Genomic DNA, 23,621 nt, shown 5'->3' with positions numbered 1-23,621 from the left:
ATCAGACAAAACCGGACGGATACCGCTCACCTGCACCCTCCCCGAACAGGGGAGCCCCGGAAGCCAGTAACATGCGGCGCCATGAGCTCCCCCACTGGGCCCGCGCCCGGCCTACCAGTACGAATGCCGCGCCCCCGCCAGCCCGGACGGCACCGCCGGCCCGAACCGCTGGCGGCGCCCGAGGGCGCGCCCGCTCTCGTCCTCGCGGTTCCGGGCACCCCTGGCGACGCCACGCGGAGCCTCGCTGAGGAGGTCGTGAGCATCGCCCGCTCCGAGCTGCCCGGACTCGACGCCCGGATCGGCTACCTCGACGGGGACGACGCGGACCACCCGACCGTGCAGTCCGTCCTCACCCGTGCGGCCGAGGAGCGGACCGCCCGCTACGAGCAGGCTGTCGCCGCCGGAGCGGACGCCAAGGAGCCCGACGGCCCGGTCGCGGTCGTGGTGCCCCTGCTGGCCGGTCCGGACAACGCGCTGCTGCGCCGGATCCGCCAGGCCGTCATGGACAGCCGGGTCGCCGCCGAGCTGACCGACGTGCTCGGCCCGCACCCGCTGCTCGCCGAGGCGCTGCACGTCCGGCTGTCGGAGGCGGGCCTGGCTCGTGCCGACCGCGCCCGCCTGTTCACCGTGGCCACCGCGGCGGACGGGATCATCCTGGCCTCGGTGGGCGGCGAGGAAGCCGTGCAGGCGGCCGGGATCACCGGCATGCTGCTCGCCGCCCGCCTCGCCGTGCCGGTGATGGCGGCCGCTCTCGACCAGGACGGCTCGATCGCCTCCGTCGCCGAGCAACTGCGGTCCGCCGGCTCCCAGCAGCTCGCCCTGGCGCCGTACCTGATCGGCCCGGAGATCGAAGCGGAGCTGATCCAGGCCGCCGCCGAGGAGGCGGGCTGTGCCGCCGCCGAGGCGCTCGGCCCGTACCCGGCGATCGGCAAGCTCGCCCTGGCCAGCTACACGACGGCCCTGGGCATCGCCCCGCAGCAGCCGCAGAGCGCGCCGGCCCGCTGACGCCCGCAGCCCCACCCCGTACGACCAGGGCCCGCTCCTCACCAGCCGAGGAGCGGGCCCTTCGCCATGCCGACCGCGCTGCCGACCGGACCATCAGGGTCGTTCGTCTCGTTCGTGTCGCCGGGGGCGCCCGGCGCCCGTGCGCGCGTTCAGCCGAAGACCACGCAGGACGCCGCCGCCACCTCGATCGCGCCGGCCCGCGCGGGCAGCCCCGTCGCCTCGTCCACGGCGAACCAGGTGACGTCCCCGGAGCGCTCGTTGGCGACGTACAGGAAGCCGTCGGACAGGGTCAGCGCCCGGGGCCAGTGGCCGCCGCACGGCACGCTCCCGACCAGCCGCAGCCGCTCCCCTTCCCCCTCGACCGCGAACACGGACAGGACATCCTCGCCGCGCGTCGCGGTCCACAGGAACCGGCCGTCCGGCGCGACCGCGATCCCCGAGGGGTAGGCGTCACCGGCCGGGGCGTCGGGCAGGACCGGGTTCTCGGTCAGAGGCTTGAGCGAGCCCTCGACGGCGTCCCAGCGGCAGACCGTGACGGTGGGCGTGAGTTCGTTGACCACGTAGGCGTACGCGCCGTCCGGGTGGAACGCCAGGTGGCGGGGCCCGGAGCCGGGCCGCAGCGCGATCTCCCGGTGCACGGCGAGCCGCCCGTCCGTCAGCGTGCACACCCGGACCGAGTCGGTGCCGAGGTCCACGCTGACGGCCCAGTGGCCGCTCGGGTCCGGCTGGACCTGGTGGGCGTGCGGACCGCGCTGGCGGCGCTCGTGCGGGCCCGAGCCGGTGTGCAGCAGCACGTCCGAGGCGGCCGGGGCGAGGCGCCCGTCGGCGTGGACAGGAACGGCGCTGACGCTGCCGGAACCGTAGTTGGCCGTCAGCAGATGCCCGTCGAGCAGGCTCAGGTGGGTGGGGCCGCTGCCGCCGACACCCACCGGCGGGCCGGTCAGCTCGACCGTCCCGCCCTTCACGCGGTAGGCCGCCACGGCGCCCTCGGCCGTCTCGCTCACCGCGTAGAGCGTGCCGCCGTCGCGGGACAGGGCCAGGTACGAGGGGTCGAGGACGCCGTCGACGCCGCTGAGCACGGTCAGCGCCCCGCCCTCCTCGGACACCGCCGCGGTGACGACCCCGGGCCCTCCCGCCGCCGTGAACGACCCGATGAACGCCCGCCGCCTGCCGCCGTGTGCCACCACTGGTCCCCTCTCGGTCGTCCCGTCCGAGCGACGGTAGCAGTCACCCCCTCTAGGTCTAGACCAAGTTGAGGCATGGCTCGCGACGTGCCGTCGGCGTCACGCACCGACCAGCGGCGAACCCGACGGCGCCCGCAGGGGCGTGGCCAGTTCCGCCAAGGCGTGTTCCAGGGCGTGGAGGTGGGTGAGGGCGGCTTCCGCGGCTGTCGGCCGGGGGTGGGCGGGTGCGACCCGCGGGGCGGTGTCCGCGCCGTCGTCGATGAGGGCTTCCACCGCGAGCTCCACGCGGTGGCACGCGGCGGCCAGCCGCTCGTCGTGGGAGGCCTCCGGGTCGGCGGCGACGGCGACGAGGCCGCGGATCTCGCGGGCGCAGTCGTCGAGCAGGGCGAGCACCTGACGGGCGCGCCGCTTGCGGCCGCGCATCGGGTTCAGCGGGTGCACGAGCGGGGCCACGGAGAGCCGCACCCGGCCGAGGAGCTCTTCGAGTTCGGCCACCCGGGGCGCCGGGTCGGCGCCGGCGGTGCCGGCCAGCCGCGCCGCGGCCTCGGCCGTGCACGCGTGAACGCAGCGCAAGGCCCGCTGGATCCAGGCGTCCGTGACGGCGTGGGTGGTGACGGGCAGCACGAACAGCACGGCCAGCCAGGCGCCGAGCGCGCCGACGGCCGTCTCCCCGAGCCGCAGGGCGAGCAGCCCGGGCACCCCGGGAAACCCGGAAGCCCCGGGAAACCCAGGAAACCCAAGAACGCCGGGAACCCCAGGAACAAGGACGCCGAGAAGGCCGTAGAGCGCCGTGGCGAGCAGCGTGACCCAGAGCATCATCCAGGTGTAGGACACCGCGGCCGTGTAGAAGATGCCGAAGACGCAGACGGCGACCAGGACGGCGGTGGGGAGCGCGGCCCCGTGCAGCGGAACGACGACCAGGGCGGCCAGACCGATGCCGAGCACCGTGCCGAGGACCCGGCGGAAGCCGCGGACCAGGGTCTCGCCGCGCGAGGCCGTGTTCACGAACACCCACCAGGTGGCGCCGACGGCCCAGTACCAGCGCTCGCCGGACACCATCTGCCCCACGACGAGGGCGAAGCCGGCGCCAGCCGTCGCCTGCACGGCCTGCCGGGTGGTCACCCGGTCCAGTCCGCCGCCGCCCAGGACGGCAGGGGCGGCGGCGGCAGGCAGCCGGCGTTCGAAGCACCACACTCCGAAGCGCACCACCGCCGCGGTGAGCACGGACAGCAGGACGGCGGCGGACACCTCGGCCAGCTGGCCTGTCGTGGTGTGCAGGAACTGCGCCACGAAGAAGGTCATGAACGCGAACACGCCGAGACTGTGGCCGCGCGGCCCCCAGCGGCGCGCGTACACGCCCGCGCCGACCACGGCGAGGAAGGCGAGGTCGCGTGCCACGGGGTGGTCGTGCAGCCCGGCCGCGACGGCCAGCACGGGCAGTCCGGCGACCGGCAGCAGCACGGTGGTGACGAGCTGTCCGCGCACCGTGGGGTCCATGACGGTGAACAGGGCGAGCAGCGCGGCGAGCCCGCCGGTGACGGCGCCCGGAAGGGAGTGTCCCGCCGCCCCGCAGACGGCGACCGCCAGGCCGATGCCGAGCACGGCCCTGGCGGCGAAACGCAGCCGCGTCCTGCCCGGGTCCGGAGCCACGAACACCCTCTTCAGCACTGCTTACCGCCCCCATGGAAGACACCTGGAACGCCGGCGCGACACCGGCATGAGAAAGGCGCCGCGGGGATCCGCAGCGCCATCGACGTGTCCATGAGAGCATCACCGGCGCCGCTGGCTCAAGCGAAGTCAGCAGCACTGGGCCATTGGCACATTCGGACATCTCGTCGATGTGCTGGCAGAGAGCCAATGGACTACAGAGCCTGGCCCATCTGTACGGCGTTCTGGTGAGCCATTGGTACAGTCAGAGTCGATCGCCGACCTGGGAGGAGACCCGCGTCGCCATGGCCGTGGACGAACTCGACACCCGCATTCTGCGGCTGCTTCTGGAGCAACCGCGCACCAGCGTGCGCGAGTGCGCCCGCATTCTCGGTGTCGCGCGGGGCACTCTCCAGGCCCGCCTCGACCGTCTCGAACGGGACGGCGTGATCACCGGCACGGGCCCCGTCCTCTCCCCCGTCGCGCTCGGCCACCCGGTCCTGGCGTTCGTGCACATCGAGGTCACCCAGGGGCACCTGGACGACGTCGGGGACGCGCTGGCCGCCGTACCGGAGATCGTCGAGGCGTTCTCGATCACCGGCGGAGGCGACCTGCTCACCCGTGTCGTGGCGCGCGACAACGCCCATCTGGAGGACGTGATCCAGAAGCTCATCAGCCTGCCGGGCGTGGTCCGCACCCGCACGGAGGTGGCGTTGCGCGAGCGTGTTCCGTACCGGCTGCTGCCGCTGGTGGAGTCGATCGGCCGCGGCGCGCGGAAGTGACGCGGGGCGACTACGCCCCGCGGCCCGGCCTGCCCCGTCCGCCGCTCCTGCCACCGCCCGAGCCGCCGGAGCCGCCCCGCCGGTTGCGGGCCACGGGCCCGCCCGCACGGCCGGTCGCCCGGCCGGAGCGGCCCGACGCCTGGCCCGTGCGGCCGTCCGCCTTGCCGCTCGTCTTTCCGCCCGGCTTTCCGCTCGCCTTTCCACCGGTCTTTCCGCCGGCAGCGGGCTTGCGGCGGGTGTCCGCCGCCTCGGCACGCCGGTCCTTGCCCCGGGACTGCTCCTCGGGCCGGGCCTGGGCGCGACCCCGGCTGCTGTTGACGGTCCGGCCGCGGACGATCCCGATGAAATGCTCCACCAGGTCGGTGTGTGCCTCCTCCGGCCAGCACAGCGCGATGCTCGACTGCGGGGCGTCGGTGACCGGCCGGTAGGTGAGGTCCCTGCGGTGGTGGAGGCGGGCCAGCGACTGGGGGACGACGAGCAGCCCCACTCCGGCCGCCACCAGCTCCACGGCGTCCCCCGTGGTGGCGGGCCGCTCGAAGGCCTCCTCGCCGGGCGGCCGGTCCCAGCCGAGGACGTCGTCGAGCGGGTGGAGGACGACCTCGTCGGCCAGGTCCGCCACGGACACCTCGTCCACGGCGGTCACCAGATGGTCCTTGGGGACGATCACCACCGTGGTCTCGGTGTAGAGGGGGATCGCGCTGAAGTACGTACGGTCCACCGGCAGGCGTACGACCCCCGCGTCCGCAGCGCCACCGCGCAGCGCCTCGGCCACCTCGGCGGCCGGGACCTGGACGAGGTCGAGGGGGACGTCCGGCAGGCGCTCGTTCCAGATGCGCACCCACTTGGCGGGCGTCGCCCCAGGGACGTACGCGAGCCGGAACGAGGCAGATGCATCCGAGCCGGTCACGCCGCCAGGTTACCCGGCGTGGTCGGCCCCCTCGTCCGCGGTCGATAGTCTGGACACCATGAAGTCGCACCAGACCGCCCAGACGATGAAGCCCGCCACCGCGGCGAAGAAGCTGGGTGTGTACCTCCCCGCCACGCCCGCCGAGTTCCAGGAGGGCGTCATCTCGCGTGCCGAGCTCAGCGAGCTCCAGGCCGATCCGCCCGAGTGGCTGCGGGAACTGCGACGCGACGGCCCCCACCCGCGTCCGGTGGTCGCGGCCAAGCTGGGTGTCTCCATCTCCGGTCTCGCGCGCGGCGGGGTCACCGAGGCCCTGACCACGGAGCAGATCGAGGCGCTGAAGCAGGAGCAGCCCGAGTGGCTGGAGAAGGAGCGCGCCACGCAGGCCGAGGTGCGCAAGGAGACGGCACGCCTGAAGCAGCGCGCCGCCGAGCGCGCCGAGCAGGACTCGGAGTAACCGCCGGGCCACTGCCCTGCCGACGGGCGGTGGCGGGAAAATGCGTGGACAGTGTCCCGACCCGCCCGGCAGAGTGGCCGCCCGTGACGAGCAGCGAACTGTGGAGCCGCGAAACCGCCGAACGCTACGACGCCGGGGAGGCCGAGAGGTCCTCAACCGCCTTCCTCGGGCCGACTCTCGACTACCTCTCCGAACTCGCCGGTGACGGCCGGGCGTTGGAGTTCGCCATCGGGACCGGACGCATCGGTGTCCCGCTGCGGGAACGCGGCGTGCCCGTGGTGGGCATCGAACTGTCCGAGCACATGGCGGCGGTCCTGCGGCGCAAGATCGACGAGGATGCGCTCCCGGTCGCTCTCGGGGACATGGCCACGACCACCGTCCCCGGTGAGTTCACCCTGGTCTACCTCGTCTACAACACGATCACGAACCTGCTCACCCAGGACGAGCAGGTCGAGTGCTTCCGCAACGCCGCGCGCCATCTGTCGCCCGGTGGCCGGTTCGTCATCGAGCTGGGCGTGCCGCCGCTGCGGTTCCTGCCGCCCGGGCAGATCGCGGTGCCGTTCGACGTCTCCGACCGGCACCTCGGCTTCGACACCTTCGACCTCGTCGAGCAGATCCTCGTCTCGCACCACTTCAGCCGTGACGGTGAGGACGGCCGCTACCGCCGCTCGGACTCCCGGCACCGGTACGCGTGGGCGGCGGAACTCGACCTGATGGCGCGGATCGCGGGGCTCGAGCTGGAACGGCGCGTCGCCGACTGGGACGGGTCACCGTTCACCCAGGACTCCCCGAAGCACATCTCCGTGTGGCGCAAGCCGGCTTGAGACCCCCCTGCCTCGCTTTCCTGGTCCTGCCTCCCGTAACTGCTCAGAGGCTGCCGGCGACGCGGAGCGCGTCGCCGGTGTCCAGTCCGACCCGGGAGGCCAGGGCGAGGGCGTCGTCGAAGGTGACGTCGTCGCCGGCGAGGCGGACGGCGGCCGGCGCGGGTGGGACCTTGCCGTGGTCGAGCAGCGTGGTCCACTGCTGCCGGCCCAGGGCGAGGTAGCGCAGGTTCGCGAGGTCGGCGAGGACGGTCAGGTCGGCTGTCTCGGCGCCGGAGAGGTCGAGTCCATGCAGGTTGGGGGCGCTGCGCAGCGGCGTGAGGTCGGCCGGGGCGGTGGTGTTCAGGTCGAGCGACGCGAGGTGGGGGTGACCTGCCAGCGCGGTGAGGTCGCCGCCGGTGAGTGCGACGCGGACGGACTCGACCGGCAGGTCGCGCAGGGGCGTCAGATCGGCGGTGGTGGAGCGGTTGAGGTGCAGGCGGCGCAGGCCGGGGGCGGCGGTGAGCGGGCCGAGGTCGACCGTGCCGGTGGCGTCGTTGACGTGGATGGCCTGGAGGGCGGGCGGAACCTCTTCGGGGATACCGCCGATGATCTGCCGGGTGCCGTTGTCGCAGCCGGGCAGGCGCAGCGAGATGTAGTCGTCGTCCGTCTCGTAGGCGCCCCGCTCCAGCAGTTCCAGGTACTGCCGGAGCAGGGAGGTGAGGGAGTCGGCGACGTACACGGGGCCGTCGTCGTAGTCGCGGCCCGTGGCGATGACCTGGCCGGGCCGGCCGTCACGGGCGGGGGCCATGTCCACGGCGAGGTAGTTGCCGTCCTCTCCGCTGGCGAAGCGGATCCAGCCTGGGTGGCCTCCGCAGCGGCGGGGTCTCGGCGGGGGTGGTGTCGAACACCACGGCGTCCCATTCCAGGTCCCAGCCGAACCAGGGACGGTCCTGCCACTCGCGGGAGTCGGTGTACTCGGCGACCAGACTCTCCAGCGGCAGCCAGGCGTAGTTCTCGATCAGGTAGTGGTGCCGGTACGCGATGCGGTCCCCGTCGGCGATCAGGTACAGCGCGCGCAGGTCGGCGGGCAGCGGTCGGCCGATGCGGCGTTCGGCGTCGTCGAGTGCGGCCTCGGTGACGGGCGGGGGCAGTTCCTCGGCGTGTCCGAGGATGGCGGCGCGCCGCTCGAGGTAGGCGCGGAACCTCCCCGCGGCCAGTCCCGGATCGCCCGCGGGGGCGGCCGTGCCCGCCTGCTGGCGCGTACCCGGCTGCGGCAGGCGGTAGTCGGGGTCCAGGACGATCTCGTAACCGCCTCCTGGTCCGGACACGCGGCCGACGGCGTCCCTGAACATGACGAGCCGGTACTCGCCGGAGGGCCGGCAGTCCATCTCCCAGCTGACAGGATCCCAGCCGCGGTCGCCGCGTACCGCCTCCGCGAGTTCCGTCAGCCGGGAATGCAGTTCGGGCAGCCCCATGGGAGTACGCGGCCCGGGGAGGATGTAGCCGCCCGTGATCCCGGTACCACCGCGGCCCGCGTGACCGGAGAGGACGGCCCGTGTCCATCCCTCCGGCGCGCTCCTGACGATCTGCTCGGCCATGCGGCGGGCTACCTGCTCGACCATGCGCTGCTGCTCCCGTTCTGTGGAATATGCCGCCATCCTGGCAGGGGCCACTGACAACGGGCGGCTGCCGGCCCCCTGCGGCCCGGTGCCGACTGCGGCCCCGCACCGGGCAGGGACGGCGGCGAGACGGGGCGCCGGAGCTGTCCGAGGACCGCGGGGGGGGAGTCACCCACGGTGTGGGACCAGCTCAACGCGCCGCCGGAGACGCATACGCTCTGAGTGGGCTCCACGGAGGCCGGAATTCCAGGAACGGGAACAGGGGGAGCTTCTATGGTGACAGCCCGCCGGTTTCCGCTCGGCTCCGCGACCACGCTCACGGAGCTGGAGGACGACCCCCACCCCCGGCTGGCCTTGCTGCGCGCCCGCGAACCCGTTTCGTGGCTCCCCGTGCTGGGCGGCTGGCTGGTGACCCGGCGTGATCTCGCACTACGCGTGATGCGCGACGCGGCGACCTTCACCGTGGACGACCCCCGCTTCTCCACCGCCCAGGTGGTCGGTCCGAGCATGCTCTCCGTGGAGGGCACCGAGCACAAGCGGCACCGTGCCCCCTTCACCGACCCGTTCCGCACGCAAGATGTACACGCCCGGTTCACCGGGTTCGTGGAACAGGAAGCCGCCCGGCTCGTGGAACGCATCCGGCCGCGCGGCAGCGCTGAACTGCGCCGGGAGGTGGCCGGGCCTCTGGCCGTCTCCGTCGTTGCCGAGTCGCTGGGCTTGGTCGGCGCGGACGCCGGGGCGGTGCTGTCCTGGTATGACGCCATCGTGCGCGCGGTCTCCGACATCACCGCCGGGCTGCCGGCGAACCCTGCCGGGGCGGCGGCGTTCGACCAGCTGCGAGGAAGCGTCGAGGCGACGGTCGCGGCAGGAGGCGACGCGTCGCTGCTGGTCGCGGCGGCCGAGAGCAAGCGCCTGAAGCTGCCGGAGGTGGTCGCCAACGCCGCCGTGCTGATGTTCGGCGGTATCGAGACCACCGAGGGCATGATCGCCAACACCGTACTGCACTTGCTGGCACACCCTGGTCAACTCGCCCTCGTGCGTGCCGATCCGGACCTGGTCGACGCGGCGATCGAGGAATCGCTCCGCCTGGAACCCGCCGCGGCGGTCGTGGACCGCTTCGCAACCGCCGACGTGACGATCGGCGGTGCCCATGTGCGGCGCGGTGATCTGGTGGTCGTCTCGCTCGCCGGCGCGAACCGCGACCCCGAGGTCTTCCAGGACCCCGACGGTTTCGACCTGCGACGGGGCAACTCCCGCCTCCAACTGGCCTTCGCGCACGGCCCGCACTTCTGTCTGGGCGCCCACCTTGCCCGCCTGGAAACCCGCGCCTGCCTCCTCGCACTCCTCGACCGTCTCCCCGGACTGCGGCTCGACCCGGCCTCGCCCACTGCGCCCAGAGGCCTGGTCTTCCGGAAGCCCCCGGCTCTGCGCGTCCGCTGGGACGTGTCGGCGCAGCGCTGACGCGACGCCTGGTCACCTCCGCTTTGCGCGGTACGGCACCGCCGAAGAAGGTCAGGTGGCGAACGATTCGGGCGACCAGCACGCCGAGGACGGCTGGGCCCTCAAGGCGATCACGTCCGCCGACGTCAAAGGCCGTATAGCGCCCGTGCGGTCGAACTGTCCGACCACATGGCGGCGGTCCTGCGGCGCAAGATCGACGAGGGCACGCTCCCGGTCACCGCCGGGGACATGGCCACGACCACCGTCCCCGGCGAGTTCACCACGTAGGCCGGCCTATGCGCCACGACGGACTCGGGCGGCCTTGCGGGCCTCGGCAATCTGGCGGGCCTCAGCGGACCGGCGAGACTCGCCGCCGCCGGCCCGCCCCGGGCGGGTGCCCAGGCCGCGGAAAGGGGCACCGCCGCGCTTCGGGCGCTCCGCGACCGGCCCGTTGCCGGCGACGGGGACACCAGAGGGAGCCTGGGCGCCGGTGATGCGGCTCAGCTCGGCCTCGCCGGAGCGGACCTGCGTGATCTGCGGCCTGATGCCGGCGTCGGACATGAGACGGGCCATGTCCCGGCGCTGGCCGGGGAGGACCAGCGTGACGACACTGCCGGACTCGCCGGCGCGGGCAGTTCGGCCACCACGGTGCAGGTAATCCTTGTGGTCGTTGGGCGGGTCGACGTTGACGACGAGATCGAGGTTGTCGACGTGAATGCCCCGAGCCGCGACGTTGGTGGCCACCAGCGCCGTGACGTCACCGGACTTGAACCGTGCCAGGGTGCGGGTGCGCTGGGGCTGCGACTTGCCACCGTGCAGCGCCGCGGCCTTGACGCCGCTGCTCAGCAGGTGCTTGGTGAACTGATCGACGGCGTGCTTGGTGTCCAGGAACATGATGACGCGCCCGTCGCGGGCAGCGATTTCGGTGGCGGTGGCGAACTTGTCGGCGCCGTGCACCTGCAGCACGTGATGCTCCATCGTGGTGACCGCGCCCGCCGACGGGTCGACCGAATGGACGACCGGGTCATGGAGGTAACGACGGACCAGGAGATCGATGTTGCGGTCCAGCGTGGCCGAGAACAGCATGCGCTGGCCGTCGGGACGTACCTGGTCCAGCAGTTCGGTGACCTGCGGCATGAAACCCATGTCCGCCATCTGGTCGGCCTCGTCCAGGACGGTGATGTTCACCCGGTCCAGGCGGCAGTCCTTGCGCTCGACGAGATCCGCGAGGCGGCCAGGAGTCGCGACGACCACCTCGGCGCCGGCACGCAGCGCGCCGGCCTGCCTGCCGATCGACATGCCGCCGACCACAGTGGCCAGTCGCAGCTTCAGCAACCGGGCGTACGGGGCGAGCACATCGGTGACCTGCTGGGCCAACTCACGCGTGGGGACGAGGATCAGGGCCAGCGGCTTCCGCGCCTCGGCACGCTGCCCACTCGTACGCACGAGGAGCGCCAGGCCGAAGGCGAGCGTCTTGCCCGATCCGGTGCGGCCGCGGCCCAGGACGTCGCGCCCCGCGAGTGAGTTCGGCAACGTGGCGGCCTGGATCGGGAACGGCTCGTTGAGGCCGAGACTGGTGAGCATCTTCAGCAACTCGACGGGCATGTCCAGTTCACCGAAGGTCGCGGCCGCGGGCAGGGCCGGGGTGACGGTGACGGGCAGCGCGAACTCCCCCTGTGGCGCGGAGGGGCGGCGCCCGGTATCGCCCGGGTCGGCGCCGGGGCGCCCCTGATCCTGTGGGCGGAAACGGTCATTCGTGCGAGCTGAACGGCTCATGGAGAACCTCTCCTCGACAGGGCGCGCATCGAGGAATTCCCGACAGGAATGAGCCGGATGAATTGCAAGAACGAGCCGAATGTGAGACTAAAAGAATTCCATCGGAATTCAAAAAACAGTTAGCTGGGACCCCACCGCAAGGCGGGGTCCCAGCTAACTCATACGCTTCGACGTCAGGCGGGAGTGATGTTCTCCGCCTGCGGACCCTTCTGGCCCTGCGTGATGTCGAAGTTCACCTTCTGGCCTTCCTGGAGCTCACGGTAGCCCTGGGTGGCGATGTTCGAGTAGTGGGCGAAGACGTCCGGGCCGCCGCCGTCCTGCTCAATGAAGCCGAAGCCCTTTTCCGCGTTGAACCACTTGACGGTGCCAGTAGCCATATCATATCCCCTTGGGGGCAGTGCCCGCGGGCCCACACCGTGTGAACCCCTGCGTTGCCACAATGAACCCCGTCCGGATAAGCACCGGAGATACAAAAATGCTCGACGGCATACGACCGACGAGGCACTTGAAGTTTCGGGAACCACAACTGCAACTAGCGTAAGTTTAGCACGGTACGCACATTCGCACTACTTTTACCCATACCGTAAGGCCTCGGCCTCGCGGGAGCGCCGGATCAGCACGCCACCCGGTGTCACCTCGAATATCTCCGGAAATTCGTTTCCGCGAAAGACGGGTCTGGAATCCCTGGGTGTCGAGTCGTTCGCCCGCTTGGAGCGGCCGGGCATGCGGGCTGCAGTCGCCTCAATGCGCCGCCTCAACCCAGGAACGACAGGCGGACCTTCCTGTTCGGATTGTCTCGGTTCGTGTCCACCAACCTCCGTTAGGGCAACCGTCACGATACCTGGCGAGCTGCGCTGAGGCGTAGCCGTCCTGGCCGGTTCGCGGTCATGAGCCGGCGCTGAATACGACCGCGCTCCCGCCCGGACGTTGTCGCCGGGCGGCAGCGCGATCGGTGCGCAGTCGGAGGGGGTGGGTCAGGACCTCTACGCCTTGACGGTGCCCCGCTCACCGAGGTCGGGATTCCCGTCCGCGGGCGGGCCCGCGTCGGCATCGGCGAGGGCATCGGCGGGGGTGTCGGTGCCCGCGACACGCTGCGGCAGTTTCGCCGCGATCGCGATCGTCACCACGGCGAGGGCTGCCGCGACGCCGAAGCCCAGTTTCATACCGCTCACCTGGGCGGGCACGGCGGCAACACCATCGGCGATCTGGCTGGTGGTGCGCGACGACATCACGGTCACCATCAGCGCGGTGCCGAACGCCGCAGCGACCTGCTGCAGCGTTCCCAGAATCGAGCTGCCATGGGAGTACAAGTGCGAGGGCAGCGCGCCCATGCCGAGGGCGAAGACCGGGGTGAACGTCGCCGCCAGGCCCACCATCAGCAACACGTGCAGACCCAGAATCTGCCAGTACGGCGTCGTCATCGCAATCTGTGCGTATCCGGCGAGGGCGAGCGCGATGCCGATCGAGCCGGGCAGCACCAGCGTCCGGCTGCCGAACCGGTCGAACGCCTTTCCGACGGTCGGTCCCAGCAGGCCCATGGCCAGACCACCTGGCATGACCAGCAGGCCGGTTTCGAGCGGGCTGAGGCCGCGCACGTTCTGCAGATACAGCGGCAGCAGAATCATCGAGCCGAGCATCGTCAGGAAGCCGATGGCCATCAGGGCCAGGGACAGGGTGAAGGTGCCGTACCGGAGGGTGCGCAGGTCCATCAGCGGCGTACCGTCGCGCTGCAGCCTGAGCTGGCGGAGCGCGAAAACCGCGATGGCCGCGATACCGGCGGCGGCGATGCCCATGCCGAGCGTCCTGCGGTCGCTCTCACCGACCAGGCTCAGGCCGTACACCAGCCCGCCGAAGCCGAGCGCCGCGACGCAGACGCTGAACCAGTCGATGGAACTCGCCTGCTGCTCACCGACGTTCTCCAGCTTGCGCAGCCCGAACAGGGTCACCCCGGCCGCGATCGGCAGCACGACCACGAACAGCAGCCGCCAGGAGCCGACCTGCAGGATGACCCCGGACACGGCGGGCCCGAGCGCGGGCGCCACCGACATCGCCAGGGTGACGTTGCCCATCACCTTGCCGCGGTTCTGCGCAGGCACCACGGTCATCAACGTGGTCATCAACAGCGGCATCATCACGGCCGTGCCTGCGGCCTGCACGACACGGCCCGCCAGTAGCACCGCGAAGGCCGGGGCGACGGCCGACACGACGGTACCCACGAGGAAGGTGCCCATCGCAAGCGCGTACGCCCGCCGGGTAGTGACCCGCTGCAAGAACCATCCCGTGACCGGAATCACCGCAGCCATGGTGAGCATGAACGCGGTGGACAACCATTGCGCCGACTGCTCGGTGATGTGCAATGAATCCATCAGCCGCGGGATCGCGTTGATCATGATGGTCTCGTTGAGGATCACCACGAACGTGGCCAGCACCAGCAGCCGCACCACAATAGGTGTGCCGCCCCCCGCCTCCGCAGCGGTTGGTCGTTCCGGAATCGCAGCTGACATGACAGCACCTCACTGGGGTTCCTGGTCGCAGTCGCCCCGTAGCCGAGGGTCGCCGGACTGGATGGTCGGTAGTCGCACCGATACAGACCGGCGGGCACACCAGAACTCATCGGCCGCCTGAGTGTGCCTCATCGCCGAGTGGATCACCCCCGAATTAAAGCGTGGTGCACATCGCGCCCTGAGGGGGCATCGACTGATCACCTGCATGATCCGATCACGAAGGTACGGGTCGGCAGTCGGCGCACGGACCCGGCCTGGTCGGCAAGCTGCCGTAGCCGGGTGTGTGCAGCCGGGATGAGAGGGAGTGGGAGCAACCGGATCCCGCCGAGACCATCTCAGCCCAACACCCTGACCAGGCAAAACAGCAACCCACCCGGTGTCGATCCCGGGCGAACCTCATTCGGGACGAAGAGGTCGTGGGTTCAAGCTCCGACACGCGACCATACAGAGTCCTGGCCCGCCACGGTCGTTTGGTGGGGCCGGACCTCACCGATACAGTCCCAGCGAAGCGAATCCCTAGCCGAAGAAGCTCAACCGAACCTGACGGTTGGTCTTGCTCGTGTTTGTGTCCACCAACCTCCGTTAGGACAACCCCAGCCTACGTGCCATCCCGGACACCCGGTTTCAGGGCCGTCCCCTCAGGTCGGACAGCAGGAGGTCCAGTTCTCGCTCCTCCTCGACCCGGACGCCGGCTTCGGCGAGGGCCGCGGCAAGGCCGGGGTCCCAGGGCGTCCAGGTCGGGGGGCCCGTGAGGGGGCTGGGCGGGAACTCCGAGGCGCTTCCGGCGAGGGCCGCGCGATAATCGGCGGCGGTGTACCGCCAGGGACGCCACGGGACGCGTCGCAGCAGGGCGCCGGCGATCTGGAGCCCGCCCCAGTCGAAGTCGCCGTGATAGCGCAGGGCCGCTCCTTTCCCGTGCAGGTGGCGCAGCAGGGCGAGCGCCGCGGCCGATGGCTGGCCTTGGAGACAGACCAGGGGCGGGCAGGCAGGCCCAAGGGCGTCCGCCGCCGCAGCGAGGACGGCCGGGTTCTCGCAGACCCACACCGCGCGGGCAGTGACGAAGGGTGGCCTTCGAGTGAGTTGGCGAAGCGTCAGGACGGCTGGTTCGCCCTCGTCGGCCATCCAGTCGAGGGCGGAGGTTCCTCGCAGGTTCAACGTAAGGACCGTCGAGGACAGTTCGTCCTTCAACAGCCCCGCCGACGCCCACGCGTCACGCCGCCATTCGGCGCCGCTGCCGTCAGCGAACCCGGTCAGGGCGCGGATCCCGGACAGCGTGAGAGTGGCCTGCGGGGTGCCGTCGTCCAAAGCGTGGGCCGAGCCGAGGACCTGGGCGGCGAAGGCAGCCAGCGAGACGACGGGGTCGGCCGGAAGTGCGCGAAGTGCGGCGCAAACTCCTGTGAGCAGGGTGTGCACTGCGTCGGGGGTGCGGCCCAGGCGCCGGGCGAGGCCGTCGGCCCGCACCCTCGCGGCCCAGGCGGCGAGCTCGGGCCGGTCCCGGACGAGCGCCTCGAGGGGTGCATACGCCCGTTCCCAAGCAGCGTCCTCCTTCGCCCTGGCCTGGGCGACCGGGGTGACGGGGCCGGTGAGCGCCGTGACGGCGGCGGCGAGGCCGTCGGGGCTGATGCCCGATCGGCGCAGCACGGCGTCGACCGCCTCCAGCCGTACAGTGAGGGAGCGGCCACTGCCGGGGGCTCGGGCGAGCAGCCGCTCGGCGGCGGTCCTCTGGGCGGGTGTGGGACGGGCCAGGGAGACGGGGCCGGTGAGAGGTTGGTCCGCCGCGAGCCGACCGCGTACCCGGTCGACTAGCCACTCGAGTTGCGGCGCGCCCAGGAGGCGGCGCAGTCGGGGCACGTCGACCGTGGCGCCGACGCCCCGCTCCGGTACGGCGCCCAGCGCTCCGTCCCCGTCGTGCGTCAGCTCCACTGTGGCTCCCGCTCCGGCCGGCCGGCCGCCTCCGGTGCCGGATGCCGCACGGGGTCCTCGCGGCGGTGCCGCCTCGTGCCGTCCCATTCCCAGCGGGTCACGAGGACCGCCGCCACCTCGTCGGTGCGCGACAGCTGGGCAATGGCGATGCCGGGGACCTGCGGGTAGCAGGCCCATTCGCGTTCGCTGGTCATGACCACGTCGAGGTCGAAGGCGCTCAGTAGTCCCAGGCACTTGGCGCGCGAGTCGTCGTCCACTCCCGCGAACGCCTCGTCGAGGGTGACCAGGCGGGGTGCGTACGGACTGCCGGCGCTCGCGTAGTGCGAGGAGGCGGCGGCGAACAGTGGTACGGACACGGCGAGAACGCGTTCGCCGCCGGAGGCGGGGCCTGTGGCCGGGACCCAGCGCCCGTGCTGGTGGCGTTCAACGCCGAATTCGTGCCAGGTCCGGTAGTCGAGGGCGGCTGTGAGGTGTTCCAGCCAGCTGCCGGAGGTGTCGTCGGTCTGCTGACGGGCGATCTGCGCCTGGAGGAACTCGCCCACCGCCGCGCGGTCCTCCGGCGTCCAGGCGTCGGCGGACTGACGCAGCCGTTCGCGGGCCTGGGCGAGTCCGGGCGGGGCTTTGCGGGAGGCGCGCCACACCAGGCGGAGTCTCATGCCGGTGGAGGTGGGGCGGTCCTCCAACTCGGTGTTCATGTCCCGCACCTGCCGCTCGGCCGCGCCGATGAGTTCCTGAAGAGTGCCGGCGACTTCGGTGATCAGGTGGGTTTCGAGGATCTCCCTTTCGTGGGCGGACAGGATGCGGGTGAGTTCGCCGACCTCAGCGCTGAGCGCGTCGGCGAGTTCGGGCACGGCGCGCTCGCGGCCCTGGTAGACGATGTCGACGACCATGCCGTCCTCGACCATGCGGGCGGACGCGCTGTGTCCGTGCCGGGACAGGGTGTCCTGCAGGGTCTTGAGTTCCTCGCTGAGCCGGCGCTGGACGCGCTCCCAGGCGGCTTCCGTGTCGTCGACCGACGACAGGCCGGCCTCGATGGCGCGGGCGAGCGCGATGGCGGGGCTGGCCGCCCAAGGGCCGTCGTCCGTGGCGGGAACCTGGAGGTCGGGCAGGGCCACGGTGATGAGACCGGTGGTCGTGAAGCGCTGGAGCGCCGCGACGGCGTCCGCGCGCGCCTCGGCGGCTTCCGCAAGGTCCTTCTCCAGCTGTTCGATCCGTCCCTCGGCCCGGCCCGCCTCCCGGTCCGCCTCGGCATGGCGACGCCGGGCGGTGTTCTGCTGTGCCTCACAGGCACGCTGTCCCTCGGTGGTCTCGGCGAGTCGCCGTTCGAGTTCGGCGACGGCGGCGCCGACGGTAGAGCGCAAGGTGGCGTGGCGGGCGTCCGCTGCGGTCGCCTCGCGCTCGGCTTCCTCCGCGCGCCGGGCCAGGTCGCCGGCCCGCTGCTCGGCTTGGGCCGCTTCGGCGCGCTCGTCGTCCACCTGGCGTGTGGCCTCGCCGCGTGCGCGCAGGGCCGGCCACAACGCGGCCAGAGCGGTTGCGAGGGACCCGAGGGCGCGGCGTATGGAGGCGAGGCCGGGCCGGTCCGCGGGCAGTCCCAGGTCGGCTGCGGCCTCAGCGAGTTCGGCGGCTGCCCGCTCGGCGCGCGCCGCGGCCTCGGTGACGTCGGCGGCGCGCTCCGCGCACCGCGTGCGGGCTCTGCGCACGGTCTCGCCGGCGGCGCTCACGAGCGCGTGGGCCCGCGCCAGCGGCGACTCGTCGGGGACGTCGGCGAGTTCGGCGTCGAGCGTGTGGCGGCGGACGGTGATCGCCTCAGCGCGGACCATGACGGCGTCCGACTCCTCGCGGAGAAAGATGAGTTCGCTTCCGAGCTCGGCGATGCGAGCCTTGCGTGCCGCCTCGCGCGCGCCCTCACCGATGTAGACGGCGGCGGGCTTGGACCACCGGCCGATGAGCGCGCCGACGCGGAAGCGCCCGTCGTGCGCCGCCCACGTGCCGGCTCCTGCCCCGTCGCCGAGGCCGATGGCAGAGAGAAGCCTGGTCACCGTCTCGTCGCCCACAGCTGTGGCCTGCCGGTCGCTGTGGTCCACAGCCGGGCGCAGCACCTCGGCCAGCGAGGGGCCGCTCACCGGTCCGACCACGGGGGACAGCAGGACGCCATGCCCGTCCACGGCGAGAGCGGAGCCGTCGGGCAGCACCCAGGCGTCGAGCAGACCAGAGGCTTCGAGTGCCGCTTCAAGGCCCGCCCGATCGGGTTCGGACAGCTCGTCGCGGAAGTCGACCAGCCGCCAGAGGGGGGCGCCGGGCAGGTGTTCGCGCAGTCCGGGGGTGCGGGTGTGCGGGGTCCGCGGTCCGCGGCTGCCGCCGTTCTCCAGCTCGGCGAGCTCGCGCCGGACCTCCTCGGTTCGCTCGGCCAGCTCCGAGGACCTCCGGGTGGCCTCGGCCGCCTGGTCGGCGAGATCCGCCGAACGGACCGCGTGCGCCCGGGTGGCGTGGACGCGCGCCGGGTAGGGGCCGTCGAGGCGATGGGTCCAATTCTGGAGTTCGTCGAGGAGGCCGGGCTCGTCGGCGTAGGCCAACTCGCTCCAGACACCGGCGCGTTCACGCACGTCGTCCAGGAGGTCCTGTCCGGTGCGGGCGGCGGCCTCCTCCGCCTCTCCGTGTGTCTCAGCGGCCTGGGCGAGATCGTTCTCGGCCTCGTCGAGGCGGCCCGCCGCCCGGCGGTGCGCGTCGGCGGCCCGCTCGGCGGCCTCGGTCAGACCCTCGACGTGGCCGAGAGCCCGCTGAGCGCGGCCCATGGCGTCCTCAGCCGCGCGCCGCGATTCAGACTCGGGCCGGTCGTCGTCCGGCAGCAGGGTGACCTGCGCGGCGACGGCGTGCTCCCGCGCCAGGGCGGAGGCGCTCTCGGCCTGCAGCCGGGCGGCGTTCAGTCTGTTCTGGGCGGTGCCGAGCCGTCCGAGCGCCTTGGTGTGGAGTTCCTGGGCCTGCCGACGGTCGCCTCGGACCTGGTGGGCCGTCCGGGCCGTACGGGCCGCCTCCATCGCGGCGTGTTCCAGCTCCCGGGCATCACGCATCTCGGGCGCCTCTCGCAGGGCCTTCTCCTGGGCGCGCAGACGTTCCGTGGTCTCCGCCAGGGAGGTGATCTGCTCCTCGGCCGCCGTCCGCGTCTCCTCGGCGCGGCTCCGCCGCTCCTGCGCGTGGGACAGGTCCCGTTGCACGCGCTCGTAGCGTGAGTGTTCGCCCCGCGGAAGGCGGGCCCGACGGCGGGTGGCGATCCGGGCGTAGCGTCGGTAGTGCTCCAGGAAAGCGGAGGCGGCCCGTTCGGCCGCGGACGCGGCGGCGAGTTCCTCCTTCTCCTCGTCCAGGGAGCGGAACGCCTCGGCCACATCGGCGATGACGGCCTGGTCCATCGGCGGCAGCGCCTCCGTGAGGGCCCGGGAGAGAGCCGCCTCGTTGGGGCGCTTGGACAGCTGGGGCTGGCGGAGCTGGATGAGCAGATCGACCAGGGCCGCGTAGCGCTGCTCACCGAGTCCGAAGAGTGTCTCGTCGACGGCCCTGCGATACGTCTTGGCCTGGTCATACACAATTCCGTGCCCGGCAACAGCCTCGGCGAGGCGGTCCCGGGACAGGGCCGTTCCGGTGGCGTCTAGCAGCCGGAGGGGCATCTCGGCTCGCACGGGGGAGCCGTGGTCGACGCGCTGGCGGGTGACGGCGTACCAGTGGCGGGCGATGCCCCGGCCGCGGACGGCCTTGAGCCCGCACAGCAGCGTACGGAAGTGCTGCTCGCCGGTCGTGTCGTCGCAGCGGCCGAACTCGATCCAGGTGTAGCCGAGCCGCTCGGAATGCGGGTGTTCGTCGCCGAGCAGGAGGTTCCACTCCATCCGCTTGCCCGGGTCGCCGTCGGGTTCGACGCGGCGCGGGCTGAGGTCGCCGTCGAGCAGGAACGGCAGCGTCAGAGCGAGCACCTTGGACTTGCCGGTGCCGTTGTTGCCCCGGAGCAGCAGCCGCCCGTCCCGGAAGTGGAACTCCTCGACGTCGTAGTGGAACAGGTCGACGAGTCCGACGCGCAGGGGCTGCCAGCGGGAACGCCGGGGGGCGGGGAGGCGGGTCACGGGGCGGCCTTTCGCTGCGAGGGTACGGGAGCGGAGCCGGGCTCGCGGATGACGGTCTCGCCGACCGCGTACCGGGCGAGGGCGGGGCGGGCCACCATCCCCTGGTACGTACGGGAGGCCAGGCCCAGGGCCGTGAGCCGGGAGACGGCCTGTTCGACGAGCTCGGTCTCCATGCCCGGCTCCCGTGCGGACTTCGACCAGAAACCACCATGCTCGGCGGCGAGTTCGCGGACACGAAGGGCCAGTGCGTCGAGGGTGACCGGGCCGTCGGCGGCTGCGAGGTGCTCGGCGAGCAGAAGGGTGATGTGGCCGTGCGTGCCCTGTTCGGGCATGCGGACGTCGGTCAGGTCGTCGTCCGGGTCGACCATGGCGATCCCCTCGGCGCGCACCTCGGCGACGAGTCCGGTCAGCTGGCTGATCCGGGCGGTGAGGAAGCCGCGCTGCCGCGTGAGGTAGCTCAGTTCGGCGTCGGTCAGCTCGTCGTAGTACACCACCGGGTCGTCGAGGAGACGCCGGGTCAGTGCGCGCCGCATCGCGCGGAAGCGCAGCTCGTCGCTGTCCAGGGCGGTTTCCGCGACGAGTTCGGCGAGCCGGTCGTCGAGGTTGTCCGCCCGCACGGTGGAGGGGCCCCGCCGGGTGGCGAGGAGGCCGGCCAGAACCCGGCGTTCCACGTCGTACAACGCGTCGCCCGCCCCGCTGACGTACGCCTCCTCCTCGCCCGCGACACGCCGTAGCACACCGAGGGCAAGCAGAAGCCGTACGACGGCGGCAAGGTCGAGACGCTCGTCGCGGCGCTCCATGGCGAAGGAGATCCCCGCCTCGGTGAGCCGGGGGTCGGCGGCGTCGAGGACGATCTGGTCAGCGAGGCGTCCGAGCGCGATCTGCTTCTCCCCGCGTTCGAGGGCGGCCAGGGCGAGGCAGAGCAGCACGTAGCGGCGGCGGGTAAAGGGCGTGGCGCCACGGGTCGCGTCCCGCGCCGGGTGGGTGGGGTCGGTGAGGACCCCGGGGACCTTGCGCAGCCGGGCGGCCTCGGCGTCCACCTGAAGGGCCCAGCCCGTGTTGCGGTCGAACCACTCCCTCAGTTCGGAGGCGTGCCGGCGGACGAGGCGGAACTCGTCGGCATACCGGCCCCGCGCGAGCAGCAGCGGCTGCCCCAGCAGGGCACGTGCCGCCCTGCGCAGGTCGGCGGCGTGCTGGCCGTCCAGGACCTCGGCGAGCGGTGTGGTCATCAGCTGGCGTCTCCGTCCGTCAGGTCGACGATCTCGATGAGGTGGTCCGGGCCCCGGAAGACTCCGCCGGACGTACGGACCTCAGCGGTGGTGGCGTCGGTGACCGCGGTGAGTCTGATCTCCATGGAGCCGTCGTTGCTGGTGGCCACGGTGTGCCGCATGCCGGGCCGCCACGTGGCCAACGCGTCTCCGAGTAGCTGGAGAAACTGACCGAAGGATGCCGGGTCCAGTTCGCCGAGGCCGGACAGGCGCGTGACGCCGTCGGTGACGAGCCGGGCGCGGGCGGCGGCGGTCTCGGCGGCCTGCTTGGCGGCCATCTCGGCGAGCGCGCGCCGCCGCTCCTCCCGGTCCTCCACCTTGCGGGGCTTGCCGCGCCGCTCGTAGCTGCCGGTGCGACGCAGTTGAGGGCTGATGCGCAGCGGCTCGGCCTCGGCCCACGAGGTGGTAGCCGGGACGGGCCGCGCCGCACGGGCGTGCAGGGTGTCGGCATCGACGGTGAGGTGCCGGGCCGGATAGAGGCCGAAGGCGGCCCGCCACAACCGGTGCCGGGCGTCGTCGTCCGGTGCCTCGGCGAACCAGCGGGCCAGGGTACGGAAGTCCGCGGACCGGTCCGAACGCCCCGACCGGCGCTCGTTCAACGCCCGTACAACCGCCAGGAGCTGCGGAATCGCACCGAGTGCCCGGCCGCGCAGGAGCCGGGCCTGCGACTCACGCCCGTCCCTGCTGATGAACCACGCGCCGAGCCCGGCCCAGCGCGCCGCCCACCGCTCGAAGGCTTCGTTCTCGGCGTACTCGGCCTCCTCCGGCGAGGCGTCGGCGGCCTCCCGACCGGCGGCGGCCCGCAGCAGGGGCTCCGCCCTTCCGTCCTCCTCCAGCTCCAGGATCAGCCGGGCGATGCGCCCGCCCAGCGTGATCAGGTCCTGGATGAACCGCTCCAGGTATTGAATGAGTCGGTCCTTGTACGCGAGGAAGACCTCCTCCTCGATGTCGTGCAGGTCGATGGTCCGCTGGAGCGAGCCCATGAAGGCCCGGGCGTTGTCGGCGAGCGCCGCGAAGCGGCTGGCCAGCGCATCCAGCGCCAGGTGCGCCTTGGCGGGATCGGGCTCTTCCTCGGCCGCCAGGACGAGGAGGGCACGCAACTGGGTGACGATGTCGTGCAGCGCGACGGCCTGGAGCGCTCCGCGACGCCCGAGCGCCTCGTCGTAGGCGGACAGGGCCTCCTCCGCGGCCTCACCCTCCCGCGTGAGCTGGTAGATGAACCGCTTCCGGTAGAAGTCCTCGACCGCTGTCACGCGGGCGGTGTCCGGGTCCGCCCGCAGATTGCGCCAGCCGACGAGCTTGTCGAGTGCGCCGACGACGGTCTCCAACTCTGCGGGGCGGATGTCCTCAGGCAGCGCGGCGTGCACGTCCTCAGGACGCAGATGGACCGCGAACCGTTCCTTGGCCGTCAGGAACACCCGCATCACCTGGCGGTAGAGCGGGGTGTTCGGAACGGAAAGGTGAGCGAAGGGGCCGAAGCCCGCCGACTCGGGATCCGGAACGGCCGAGGCGGTGGAAGCGGTGACGGTCATCACCGGCCATTCTCCCCCAGACGCCGCCCCCGCCGGCAGGGACCAAGTACCTGGCTGATTTTCGCCGTTCTGATCCACGCAAGAGGGTGGGCCGCGTCCCGTCGTATGCCGACGGACGCCCAGCCCACGCGCGAGAGATGCGGGCAGGACCATCACTTGGTGCGGCCGGATATCCCGCCTACACTCCCAGCCCCGTAGTGACCGCTACCCGAGAAACGACAGGCGGACCTTCCTGTTTGGATTGTCCCTGTTCGTGTCCACCAGGCACACCGACTGCCATGTGCCCAGTTCCAGCCGGCCGTCGAGGACCGGGATGGTCGCGTGCGGCGGCACGATGGCGGGCAGCACGTGGTCGCGACCGTGGCCGGGGCTGCCGTGGCGGTGCTGCCAGCGGTCGTCGGCGGGCAGCAGGGTGTGCAGGGCGGCGAGCAGGTCGTCGTCGCTGCCTGCGCCGGTCTCGATGATCGCGATGCCGGCGGTGGCGTGCGGCACGAACAGGTTCAGGAGACCGTCCCGGCCGGCTGCGGTCTCCTGGAGGAAGGCCTCGCAGTCACGGGTCAGGTCGACGACCGTCTCCCGGGAACCGGAGGCCACGTTCAGTACTCGGGTGGTGAAGGCACGTGACATGGTTCCCATCCTCCTCGATCGCCGGGGAAGATCGGCGCCCGCGG

The 23,621-nt window shown here is 72.0% G+C and carries 18 protein-coding genes and 1 pseudogene; 6 read left to right on the top strand and 13 right to left on the bottom strand.

Annotated features, from left to right (window positions below):
* The first annotated feature begins 81 nt into the window (after positions 1-81).
* Positions 82-1,005, top strand: coding sequence for a hypothetical protein (locus ABZ818_RS26060; protein WP_361419218.1), 924 nt, complete (start codon positions 82-84; stop codon positions 1,003-1,005).
* Between the two features lie 149 nt (positions 1,006-1,154).
* Here the strand turns inward: ABZ818_RS26060 and ABZ818_RS26055 are convergent, their stop codons facing one another.
* Positions 1,155-2,189 carry a lactonase family protein gene (locus ABZ818_RS26055; RefSeq protein ID WP_361419215.1) on the bottom strand — a complete coding sequence of 345 codons (1,035 nt, stop codon included), beginning with the start codon at positions 2,187-2,189 and terminating at the stop codon, positions 1,155-1,157.
* A gap of 99 nt (positions 2,190-2,288) precedes the next feature.
* Positions 2,289-3,857, bottom strand: a complete 1,569-nt coding sequence (locus ABZ818_RS26050) for an FUSC family protein (protein ID WP_361419212.1) — start codon at positions 3,855-3,857, stop codon at positions 2,289-2,291.
* Between the two features lie 284 nt (positions 3,858-4,141).
* Here ABZ818_RS26050 and ABZ818_RS26045 point away from each other — a divergent pair, with 284 nt between their 5' ends.
* Positions 4,142-4,618: an Lrp/AsnC family transcriptional regulator gene (locus ABZ818_RS26045; RefSeq protein ID WP_361419209.1), complete on the top strand. Its 477-nt coding sequence runs from the start codon at positions 4,142-4,144 to the stop codon at positions 4,616-4,618.
* Positions 4,619-4,628: 10 nt separating this feature from the next.
* Here the strand turns inward: ABZ818_RS26045 and ABZ818_RS26040 are convergent, their stop codons facing one another.
* Positions 4,629-5,525 carry a LysR family substrate-binding domain-containing protein gene (locus tag ABZ818_RS26040; protein ID WP_361419206.1) on the bottom strand — a complete coding sequence of 299 codons (897 nt, stop codon included), beginning with the start codon at positions 5,523-5,525 and terminating at the stop codon, positions 4,629-4,631.
* Between the two features lie 58 nt (positions 5,526-5,583).
* Here ABZ818_RS26040 and ABZ818_RS26035 point away from each other — a divergent pair, with 58 nt between their 5' ends.
* Together ABZ818_RS26035 and ABZ818_RS26030 are read left to right on the top strand one after the other, a co-directional pair.
* The gene (locus tag ABZ818_RS26035) at positions 5,584-5,979 is read left to right on the top strand and encodes a DUF5997 family protein (protein ID WP_361419203.1); all 396 of its coding nucleotides are present in this window, start codon (positions 5,584-5,586) and stop codon (positions 5,977-5,979) included.
* A gap of 83 nt (positions 5,980-6,062) precedes the next feature.
* Complete coding sequence (locus ABZ818_RS26030; RefSeq protein WP_361419200.1) at positions 6,063-6,803, top strand: class I SAM-dependent methyltransferase; 741 nt, start codon at positions 6,063-6,065, stop codon at positions 6,801-6,803.
* A 43-nt stretch (positions 6,804-6,846) separates the two neighbouring features.
* Here ABZ818_RS26030 and ABZ818_RS26025 read toward each other — a convergent pair whose 3' ends face one another.
* Complete coding sequence (locus tag ABZ818_RS26025) at positions 6,847-7,590, bottom strand: hypothetical protein (RefSeq protein ID WP_361419197.1); 744 nt, start codon at positions 7,588-7,590, stop codon at positions 6,847-6,849.
* Positions 7,574-8,404, bottom strand: coding sequence for an SMI1/KNR4 family protein (locus ABZ818_RS26020; protein ID WP_361419194.1), 831 nt, complete (start codon positions 8,402-8,404; stop codon positions 7,574-7,576). The genes ABZ818_RS26025 and ABZ818_RS26020 overlap by 17 nt, the downstream gene beginning before the upstream one ends.
* A gap of 270 nt (positions 8,405-8,674) precedes the next feature.
* Between ABZ818_RS26020 and ABZ818_RS26015 the strand changes: the two genes are divergently transcribed.
* Together ABZ818_RS26015 and ABZ818_RS26010 are read left to right on the top strand one after the other, a co-directional pair.
* Positions 8,675-9,862: a cytochrome P450 gene (locus ABZ818_RS26015; RefSeq protein WP_361419191.1), complete on the top strand. Its 1,188-nt coding sequence runs from the start codon at positions 8,675-8,677 to the stop codon at positions 9,860-9,862.
* Positions 9,863-10,012: 150 nt separating this feature from the next.
* Positions 10,013-10,123, top strand: a pseudogene (locus ABZ818_RS26010) (SAM-dependent methyltransferase); the annotation flags it as partial.
* Positions 10,124-10,135: 12 nt separating this feature from the next.
* Here ABZ818_RS26010 and ABZ818_RS26005 read toward each other — a convergent pair.
* The 8 genes from ABZ818_RS26005 to ABZ818_RS25970 all read right to left on the bottom strand — a co-directional run bounded on the left by ABZ818_RS26005 (position 10,136) and on the right by ABZ818_RS25970 (position 23,577).
* Positions 10,136-11,617 (bottom strand): DEAD/DEAH box helicase, encoded by a 1,482-nt coding sequence (locus ABZ818_RS26005; protein WP_361419188.1) that lies wholly within the window; start codon positions 11,615-11,617, stop codon positions 10,136-10,138.
* A gap of 173 nt (positions 11,618-11,790) precedes the next feature.
* Positions 11,791-11,994: a cold-shock protein gene (locus ABZ818_RS26000; protein ID WP_311699250.1), complete on the bottom strand. Its 204-nt coding sequence runs from the start codon at positions 11,992-11,994 to the stop codon at positions 11,791-11,793.
* Between the two features lie 606 nt (positions 11,995-12,600).
* Entirely contained in the window at positions 12,601-14,121 is a 1,521-nt protein-coding gene (locus ABZ818_RS25995) for an MDR family MFS transporter (RefSeq protein WP_361419184.1), read from the bottom strand.
* Between the two features lie 624 nt (positions 14,122-14,745).
* A complete protein-coding gene (locus ABZ818_RS25990) occupies positions 14,746-16,044 on the bottom strand; it encodes a TIGR02679 family protein (RefSeq protein ID WP_361419181.1) in 1,299 nt (432 codons plus the stop codon).
* On the bottom strand, positions 16,035-20,150 hold the full coding sequence (locus ABZ818_RS25985; RefSeq protein WP_361419178.1) for a TIGR02680 family protein: 4,116 nt from the start codon (positions 20,148-20,150) through the stop codon (positions 16,035-16,037). The genes ABZ818_RS25990 and ABZ818_RS25985 overlap by 10 nt, the downstream gene beginning before the upstream one ends.
* A complete protein-coding gene (locus ABZ818_RS25980; protein WP_361419175.1) occupies positions 20,147-21,379 on the bottom strand; it encodes a TIGR02678 family protein in 1,233 nt (410 codons plus the stop codon). The genes ABZ818_RS25985 and ABZ818_RS25980 overlap by 4 nt, the downstream gene beginning before the upstream one ends.
* Positions 21,379-22,950, bottom strand: coding sequence for a TIGR02677 family protein (locus ABZ818_RS25975; RefSeq protein WP_361419172.1), 1,572 nt, complete (start codon positions 22,948-22,950; stop codon positions 21,379-21,381). The genes ABZ818_RS25980 and ABZ818_RS25975 overlap by 1 nt, the downstream gene beginning before the upstream one ends.
* Before the next feature lie 204 nt (positions 22,951-23,154).
* Entirely contained in the window at positions 23,155-23,577 is a 423-nt protein-coding gene (locus ABZ818_RS25970; RefSeq protein ID WP_361419169.1) for a secondary thiamine-phosphate synthase enzyme YjbQ, read from the bottom strand.
* Positions 23,578-23,621: the final 44 nt, after the last annotated feature.

Origin of the sequence: Streptomyces sp. NPDC047453 (genome assembly GCF_040643155.1) — a bacterium.
Classification (GTDB): domain Bacteria; phylum Actinomycetota; class Actinomycetes; order Streptomycetales; family Streptomycetaceae; genus Streptomyces.
This window is presented reverse-complemented; position numbering and strand designations above follow the sequence as displayed.